The 7,254-nt window shown below is 56.2% G+C and carries 7 protein-coding genes; 3 read left to right on the top strand and 4 right to left on the bottom strand.

Annotated elements, in window-relative coordinates; translation table 11 throughout:
* From VJ956_RS15000 to VJ956_RS14990, 3 genes are all read left to right on the top strand, one after another.
* On the top strand, positions 1–541 hold a 541-nt coding region (locus VJ956_RS15000), incomplete at its 5' end, for a prenyltransferase (protein ID WP_324085847.1).
* 240 nt (positions 542–781) lie between these two features.
* A complete protein-coding gene (locus VJ956_RS14995; protein ID WP_324085846.1) occupies positions 782–1,399 on the top strand; it encodes a c-type cytochrome in 618 nt (205 codons plus the stop codon).
* Between the two features lie 59 nt (positions 1,400–1,458).
* Positions 1,459–2,073, top strand: coding sequence for a NapC/NirT family cytochrome c (locus tag VJ956_RS14990; RefSeq protein WP_324085845.1), 615 nt, complete (start codon positions 1,459–1,461; stop codon positions 2,071–2,073).
* A gap of 48 nt (positions 2,074–2,121) precedes the next feature.
* Here the strand turns inward: VJ956_RS14990 and ntrC are convergent, their stop codons facing one another.
* The 4 genes from ntrC to glnA all read right to left on the bottom strand — a co-directional run bounded on the left by ntrC (position 2,122) and on the right by glnA (position 6,944).
* Positions 2,122–3,549, bottom strand: coding sequence for a nitrogen regulation protein NR(I) (gene ntrC / locus VJ956_RS14985; RefSeq protein WP_324085844.1), 1,428 nt, complete (start codon positions 3,547–3,549; stop codon positions 2,122–2,124).
* Positions 3,546–4,628 (bottom strand): nitrogen regulation protein NR(II), encoded by a 1,083-nt coding sequence (glnL, locus tag VJ956_RS14980; RefSeq protein ID WP_324085843.1) that lies wholly within the window; start codon positions 4,626–4,628, stop codon positions 3,546–3,548. Before glnL ends, ntrC begins: the two co-directional genes overlap by 4 nt.
* Before the next feature lie 246 nt (positions 4,629–4,874).
* Positions 4,875–5,405 (bottom strand): DUF4124 domain-containing protein, encoded by a 531-nt coding sequence (locus VJ956_RS14975; RefSeq protein ID WP_324085842.1) that lies wholly within the window; start codon positions 5,403–5,405, stop codon positions 4,875–4,877.
* A 135-nt stretch (positions 5,406–5,540) separates the two neighbouring features.
* Positions 5,541–6,944, bottom strand: coding sequence for a glutamate--ammonia ligase (gene glnA / locus VJ956_RS14970; RefSeq protein WP_324085841.1), 1,404 nt, complete (start codon positions 6,942–6,944; stop codon positions 5,541–5,543).
* Positions 6,945–7,254 lie beyond the last annotated feature (310 nt).

Genomic DNA, 7,254 nt, shown 5'->3' with positions numbered 1-7,254 from the left:
TCCGAAAGCCGGTTACGGGCTGATACCACTCGGGGCGCTGGGAGTGTTAATTATCTATACCTATACCAGGTGGATTAACCGGTACCCGTGGCTGTGTCTGATCGCACCCGGTTTGGGGTTTGGAGTGCTGTTCATAGTCGGAACTCATCTGGTGCTGCAGGGACGCATCGACACCATTGCCTGGCTGATATCTCTGATACCCTTCCTGCTGGTCAATAACCTGCTCTTGCTGAATCAGCTTCCCGATGTGGAAGCCGACCGCAAAGTCGGTCGTATTACATTTCCGATTGCCTACGGCCTGAAACCAACTCTTATTGTCTATCTGTTGTCCGGATTGCTGGTCTACGGCTGGATCATCGCGGGCTGGCTTAGGGGATGGTGGCCGCCAGGCACACTCATTGCCCTGATGACTTTACCGCTGCTGTTTGTAATCACACGGGGAGTGAATGCCCGCCCCTCCGTGATTGAACGGTATCTGGGCATGAACGTGGTTGTGGTGCTGGTGACGCCACTTCTGTTCGTCGTCGGGATGTTGGCCTGAAGCAAATGCCCAGCAGCAACTACGCTGACACCCAGGGCAATGATCTGACGGCTATAACAGGAACAGAGGTTGAGATACCGTTTTTAATTGATATGGGTCAAAGGCAATCCCGGATTTACAGGCTTACAATTGAAACACTCGGGGCAGGCGAGTAGCTTGAGAATACGCCGGAATCTGGCAAAATTCCCTGTGATCGAATCCAGGCACGCAGTAACGACGGAAAACTAGAAGGAGCTTCCGATGCGCTCAACCATTTCTCTTATCCTTGCGACCCTGGCTACTCTCGCGATGAGCACCGGCGTTTTCGCCCAGGCTCCATCAGCGGCTGAAGACTGTGCAAGTTGTCATAATAAAAGTGGTGTAAGCGACGACGAAAACATTCCGATTATCGCCGGTGCTTCTGCCTTCTTTCTTGAAAATCAGCTGCTGATGTATCAGGAGAGTGCTCGACCCTGCGCCAAGAAGGAATTCAGTGAGAGCGAGCACGAAGGCATTGCCGAGGACCACTGTGAGCTTTCGAAGCAGCTGAGCGAGGACGAGATTATCGAACTCGCGGCTTACTTTGCTGATCAGCCTTTCCAGAGTGCAGATCAGACATTCGATGAAAATCTCGCAAAGGTGGGTGCCCAGATCCAGGAACAACGGTGCGCAAAATGCCATTCCGATGGCGGTAGCCTGGCCCTGGATGACGCCGGCATTCTGGCGGGTCAATGGAAAGCCTATCTGGTCAGTACGCTCAACGATTACAAAAACGGTGAGCGCTGGCAGCCAGAAAAGATGGGTCCTGCCATTGAAGCCCTGAGTGAACAGGATATCAAGGCCCTGGCTGAATTCTACGCCAGAGAGGGGATGAAATAGAGCGTCAGGGGTTAATGCCGGATGCCAGTGAAGTAACACCAGTTTGAGGGAGCGAAACGATGGCGGGGGAAAAAGATTCGGATCAGGAAAAAAAGGGCTGGTGGCGACGTCTCTGGCAGTGGCCGAAAACGAAATACCTGCTCTTTATTCCTGCGGGTGGCTTCGTGATGCTGGTTGCCGGAGTGATTCTGCTTGGCAGCTTCAATTACACCATGGAGGCAACAAACTCCGTTGCGTTCTGCACCTCGTGTCATGAGATGCAGGCGTTTGTGTATCCCGAATACGAACAAAGCAGCCATTTTGCCAACCAGAGCGGGGTTCGCGCTGGTTGTTCTGACTGCCATGTGCCCAAGGACTGGTGGGGCAAGGTCGTCCGCAAGACCCAGGCGGCGCTTGTTGAAGTTCCCTCCTGGCTTACCGGGAAAATCGACACGGCAGAAAAGTTCGAAGCTCATCGCAGGCAGATGGCAGAATCCGTATGGGCAAAAATGCGTGCAAACAACTCCGCTAACTGCCGTAGTTGTCACAGCTACGATGCCATGGTTCTGAGCATGCAGGACCGCTATGCCAAGCGCAGGCACTCGAAGGAATACCGTGAAGCGACTGATAAAACCTGCATCGACTGTCATCAGGGCATAACCCATAAGTTACCCGAACCCGAAGCAGTAGAGTAAGCGTTTCACAATACCGGGGCAGGGCCAGGGCCTCTGTCAGCAGGGACTTCAGTCCTCCTTGCTTTCAGGATGGTCCATGCCCAGCTCATTGATTTTGCGGGTCAGCGTGTTTCTGCCCCATCCCAGAAGCACAGAGGCATCGCGGCGGCGGCCGCCGGTGTGCTTCAGTGCCGTCTCTATCATGATACGCTCAAACTCCGGCACGGCGGTGTCCAGAATTCCCTTTTGCCCCCTTTTCAGTTCCTGTTCCGACCAGTTGCGCAGGCCATCCTGCCAGGTCTGGCCTGTGGCCGGTCCCGATGCCTGTTGCATCAGTTCCGGGGGCAGATCATTGATGTGAATTTCACGGCCACTGGCCATCACCGTCAGCCAGCGGCAGGTATTTTCCAACTGGCGGACATTGCCGGGCCAGGGCAGGGTGGTCAGGTATTCTTCGGCTTCCGGTCGCAGTATCTTGGTTTCGACGGCCAGTTCCCTGGCGGCGCTCTTCAGAAAATGCTGCATCAGACGCGGTATGTCTTCCTGACGTTCTGCCAGTTTTGGCAGATGCACGCGAATCACGTTCAGGCGGTGGAACAGATCTTCCCGAAAGGCGCCGGCCTGCACCAGTTTTTCCAGGTCCTGATGGGTTGCAGCGATAATGCGGACATCCACCTTGATTGCCGTGGTGCCGCCGACCCGGTAGAACTCGCCGTCAGCCAGAACCCGTAACAGACGGGTCTGGGTTTCGGCGGGCATGTCGCCGATTTCATCAAGAAACAGGGTGCCACTGTTGGCCTGTTCAAACCGGCCCTGACGGGCAGCTGCGGCTCCGGTAAAGGCGCCTTTCTCGTGGCCGAATAATTCGGACTCAATCAGGTCTCTGGGAATGGCGGCCATGTTCAGAGCGATGAAAGGATTGCTGGACCTGGGGCTGTGATTGTGCAGTGCCTGGGCCACCAGTTCTTTGCCTGTTCCGCTTTCGCCATTGATCAGTACCGTAATGTTGGAATGGGAAAGGCGGCCGATGGCGCGAAATACTTCCTGCATGGCCGGCGCTTCGCCGATAATTTCGGTACTGCGCTGCTTGTTGTCGGTTTGCGGCTCACCGGCTGCCCGTCGTTCATGGCTATGGGCGATTGCCCGTTTTACCAGTGCTACCGCGTCGTCCACGTCGAAGGGTTTGGGCAGGTATTCGAATGCGCCGGTCTGGTAACTGGTTACCGCGCTTTCCAGGTCGGAGTGGGCCGTCATGATGATGACCGGCAAATCCGGATAATTCGCCACAATGCGCGAAAGCAGAGTGATGCCATCCACGCCCGGCATTCGGATGTCGCTGATGATGGCGTCGGGCTGCTCATGGCCCAGTCGGGTCATTATGCTGTCGCCGCCCTCAAAAGCCCGGGGCTGCATGCCGGCCTGGCTCAGTGCACGCTCCAGTACCCAGCGAATACTGCGGTCGTCGTCGATGATCCAGATATTTGCCGGTTGGTTCATTGGTTGTCCTCCAGGGGCAGGAAGATGATGAAGTTGGTTCTGCCTGGCTTGCTTTCACATTCCACAAGCCCGTTATGTTGTCCGATAATGCTCTGGGTAATGGAGAGGCCCAGCCCGGTGCCGATGGCCCTGCCACTGATCATCGGGTAGAAAACGTTCTGCAGCAGGTCGGCCGGTATCCCCGGGCCGTTATCGAGCACCTCCACCCGGCAGACCAGGCGGTACCGGCGATGTCCGATGGTGAACTGGCGCAGTGCCCGGGTCCGGAAAGTAATGGTGGGGGGTGTGGAACTATTATTATCTGACTGGTTTTCAACCGCGGCTTCCATGGCGTTACGGGCAATATTCAGAAATGCCTGAATGAGTTGCTCCTTGTCACCGGGAAATTCCGGAATGCTTGGGTCATAATTGCGGTGAAAGCTCAACCGGCCGCGGCTTTCTGCTTCCAGCAACGTCCTGACCCGTTCGAGCACCTCATGAATATTGGTGGCTGCCAGTTTGGGTGCCTTGTTGGGGCCGAGCATGCGGTCTACCAGAGAACGCAGCCGGTCCGCTTCGGCAATGATCACCTGGGTGTATTCACGCTGGTCTTCGCTATCGAGTTCCCGGTCCAGAAGCTGGGCTGCACCGCGAATGCCCCCCAGGGGGTTCTTGATTTCGTGAGCCATGCCACGAACCAGAATACGTGTGGTTTCCTGCTGGGAAATAATTTCCTCTTCGCGGCTGATTCTCAGCAGCCGGTCCCGTGGCTGGATTTCGATGGTCAGCGCGGACGGCTCGAGGCTTGCCGATGTAACTGAATAGTCAACGGTGAGCCGGGTGCCACTTGCCAGCACAAACTCGGCCTCCCGGCGGGTATAGCTTTGCCCTGTGTGCGCCGCCGCATAAAGTGTTTTCAGAGTGTCTTCCGAATCCGCCAGGATATGGTGGATCGGCAAGCCCCGGCTGCGGGTGATGCTGGTTTCGAACAGGCTTTCCGCAGCCGGGTTCAGGTATTGCACCCGCAGCCCGTCTTTCAGCACCAGTACTGCCGTTGTCAGGCTGTCCAGAATGTTCTTGTACTCGGCCGGTACTGCCATTCGCTTTCCCTTTTTGGTGGGGACCCGGATCATTTTTTACCAATTGCAGACAGAAAAAAGTCAGCAAAAAATGAACCACATTGAGGGAACCGGGTAAAACCGTGGGGATACGCCCCTTGAGCGAACAGTCTATCGCAAGGCTATGGTGCGAATGCACCATAATAGATCATAAAAGGAATATTAAGACGCCAGGACGGTCTGTCTGGAAGGGGCTGGCCGGTCCGGACAGCCCCTTCCGGTGTATGTTCAGTTCAGTACGCTTGGGCGATGCACGGTAAAACGGATGGTTTCGCCGGTTTTGATAGTGACTCCGCTGCGGTCGACTATGCCAACCCCCGCCTGATGGGTGCCGCGGTCGATATTACGCACCGTAACGGTGCTTGACTCACTCTGGCCAACCGGTTGGCCATCCAGGGTGACCTCGTACCTGTGGCCCCTTTTCAGCCCGGGAGAGCTGGACACCTGGAACGAGACATCACCACTGCCGCTGTAGAAGGCCTGCTCGTCCTCGGGGGCGACAAAGCCGACGCGGGAGTAGGCGGCCCCTTCCTTCTCGACTTTTTCCCGCAGTTGCTCCGGCTCGCGCACAGTTTCCGGTTTGGGCAGTGTCACGGTCGTGACCGGCCTGATCTTCACCTCTTCCGCGGGAGACTCGTCGGACGGTTCGTCGGTGTAGGTCACATTGCCCTGGGCGTCGACCTGACGGTACACCTCGGCCGCAACCGGGGCAGATAACAAAAGCGTTATCGCACTGATGAGAGAGAGCCTGCACGTCATAGCACCAACCTTTTCCTGATTTATTCCGATTATCGGCGTGGTGCTGCCGGTTTTCAATCCTGGTAAAACAAAAAAGCCCCGCACGAGGCGGGGCTTCAGACTGCTTGCGACCGCTGAGCGGATCAGCAGTACGACTCAGCAGGAGTAATACAGGTCGAACTCAACAGGGTGAGTTGTCATGTTCAGGCGCTCGACTTCCTCGCGCTTGAGTTCCAGGTAGCCTTCTATCATGTCTTCGGTGAAGACGCCGCCGCGGGTCAGGAACTCGTGATCCTTCTCCAGCGAGTCCAGGGCTTCCTGGAAGGTCTCGGCTACCGTCGGGATGTTGAGCGCCTCTTCCTTCGGCAGATCGTACAGGTCCTTGTCCATGGCATCGCCCGGGTGGATCTTGTTCTGGATACCATCCAGGCCGGCCATCATCAGGGCTGCGAATGCCAGGTACGGGTTCGCGGAAGCATCCGGGAAGCGTACTTCGATGCGCCGTGCCTTGGCACTGTTCACCCAGGGGATACGGATGGAAGCGGACCGGTTACGGGCTGAGTAAGCCAGCATAACCGGTGCTTCGAAGCCCGGAACCAGACGCTTGTAGGAGTTGGTTGACGCGTTGGTAAAGGCGTTGATAGTGGTGGCGTGCTTGATAATACCGCCAATGTAGTACAGGGCGGTTTCGCTGAGGCCGGCATAGCCGTCGCCGGCAAATACGTTCTTGCCTTCCTTGTTCAGGGACATATGGACATGCATGCCTGAACCGTTGTCGCCAACGACCGGCTTGGGCATGAACGTGGCTGTCTTGCCGTAAGCATGCGCCACGTTGTGTACGCAGTACTTGAGGATCTGAACTTCGTCCGCCTTGCGGGTCAGGGTGTTGGCCCCAACGCCGATTTCACACTGGCCCGCAGTGCCTACTTCATGGTGGTGTACTTCAATTTCCAGCCCCATGGATTCCATGGCCGCACACATGGCGCCGCGCAGGTCGTGCAGGCTGTCTACCGGCGGAACCGGGAAATAGCCGCCCTTGACGCCGGGCCGGTGACCGATGTTGTTGCGCTCGAAGTCGTCACCGGAAACCCAGGCTGCTTCTTCCGAATAGATTTCGTACATGGCGCCCTGCATGTCCACTTTCCATTTGCAGGAGTCGAATACAAAGAATTCCGGCTCCGGGCCGAACAGTGCGCCGTCGGCGATACCGGTGGACTTGAGGTATTCTTCGGCACGACGTGCAACAGACCGAGGATCCCGCTCGTAGCCCTGCATGGTGGATGGTTCAACGATGTCGCAGGTCAGGTTAACGGTGGTTTCTTCGGTGAACGGGTCCAGCACGGATGTTTCGTCATCCGGCATCAGGATCATGTCGGATTCGTTGATGCCTTTCCAGCCGGCAATGGAAGAACCATCGAACATCTTGCCGTCGGTGAAGAAGTCTTCGTCGATTTCGGACGCGGGCAGCGTCACGTGCTGTTCTTTACCGCGGCTGTCAGTGAATCGAAGGTCGACCCATTTGACTTCGTGTTCTTTGATCAGATTAATCGTTTTGGACATTGTGCATGCTCCGTCTGTCTGTTTATCCCGCCGGGCGGGCCATTTCGGTGTAGCTGGATGCGTAGTCTGTTGCCGGATAGTTCAGGTGAATGACATCCGATTTTATTCAGGTCTGGCAGCTTAACAAAAGCTATCGCCACTTACCTACAAATTCGGCTGATGAGCTCCTGGCAATGCTCTAGCAATAGGTTTGCCAGTTTCACCAGAGAGAACACGAATGGCTTGGTTACGGGCATGCCGGGCTTTTTTGGCGCGGACGCACCGATTTATATCAGCTTTTCGCCCTGTTGTGGTGCATTAATTTGGTGCG

The sequence above is a fragment of the Marinobacter sp. genome (assembly GCF_035268745.1).
In the GTDB taxonomy this organism is placed as follows: domain Bacteria; phylum Pseudomonadota; class Gammaproteobacteria; order Pseudomonadales; family Oleiphilaceae; genus Marinobacter.
Note: the sequence above shows the minus strand (reverse complement) of the source record. Positions and strands in the feature narration are given on the sequence as shown.

Bases quoted from the DNA above. Each gene is read 5' to 3' on its own strand.
- VJ956_RS14995 (WP_324085846.1), top strand. From the start codon at position 782: ATGCGCTCAACCATTTCTCTTATCCTTGCGACCCTGGCTACTCTCGCG.
- VJ956_RS14990 (WP_324085845.1), top strand. From the start codon at position 1,459: ATGGCGGGGGAAAAAGATTCGGATCAGGAAAAAAAGGGCTGGTGGCGA.
- ntrC (WP_324085844.1), bottom strand. From the start codon at position 3,549: ATGAACCAACCGGCAAATATCTGGATCATCGACGACGACCGCAGTATT.
- glnL (WP_324085843.1), bottom strand. From the start codon at position 4,628: ATGGCAGTACCGGCCGAGTACAAGAACATTCTGGACAGCCTGACAACG.
- VJ956_RS14975 (WP_324085842.1), bottom strand. From the start codon at position 5,405: ATGACGTGCAGGCTCTCTCTCATCAGTGCGATAACGCTTTTGTTATCT.
- glnA (WP_324085841.1), bottom strand. From the start codon at position 6,944: ATGTCCAAAACGATTAATCTGATCAAAGAACACGAAGTCAAATGGGTC.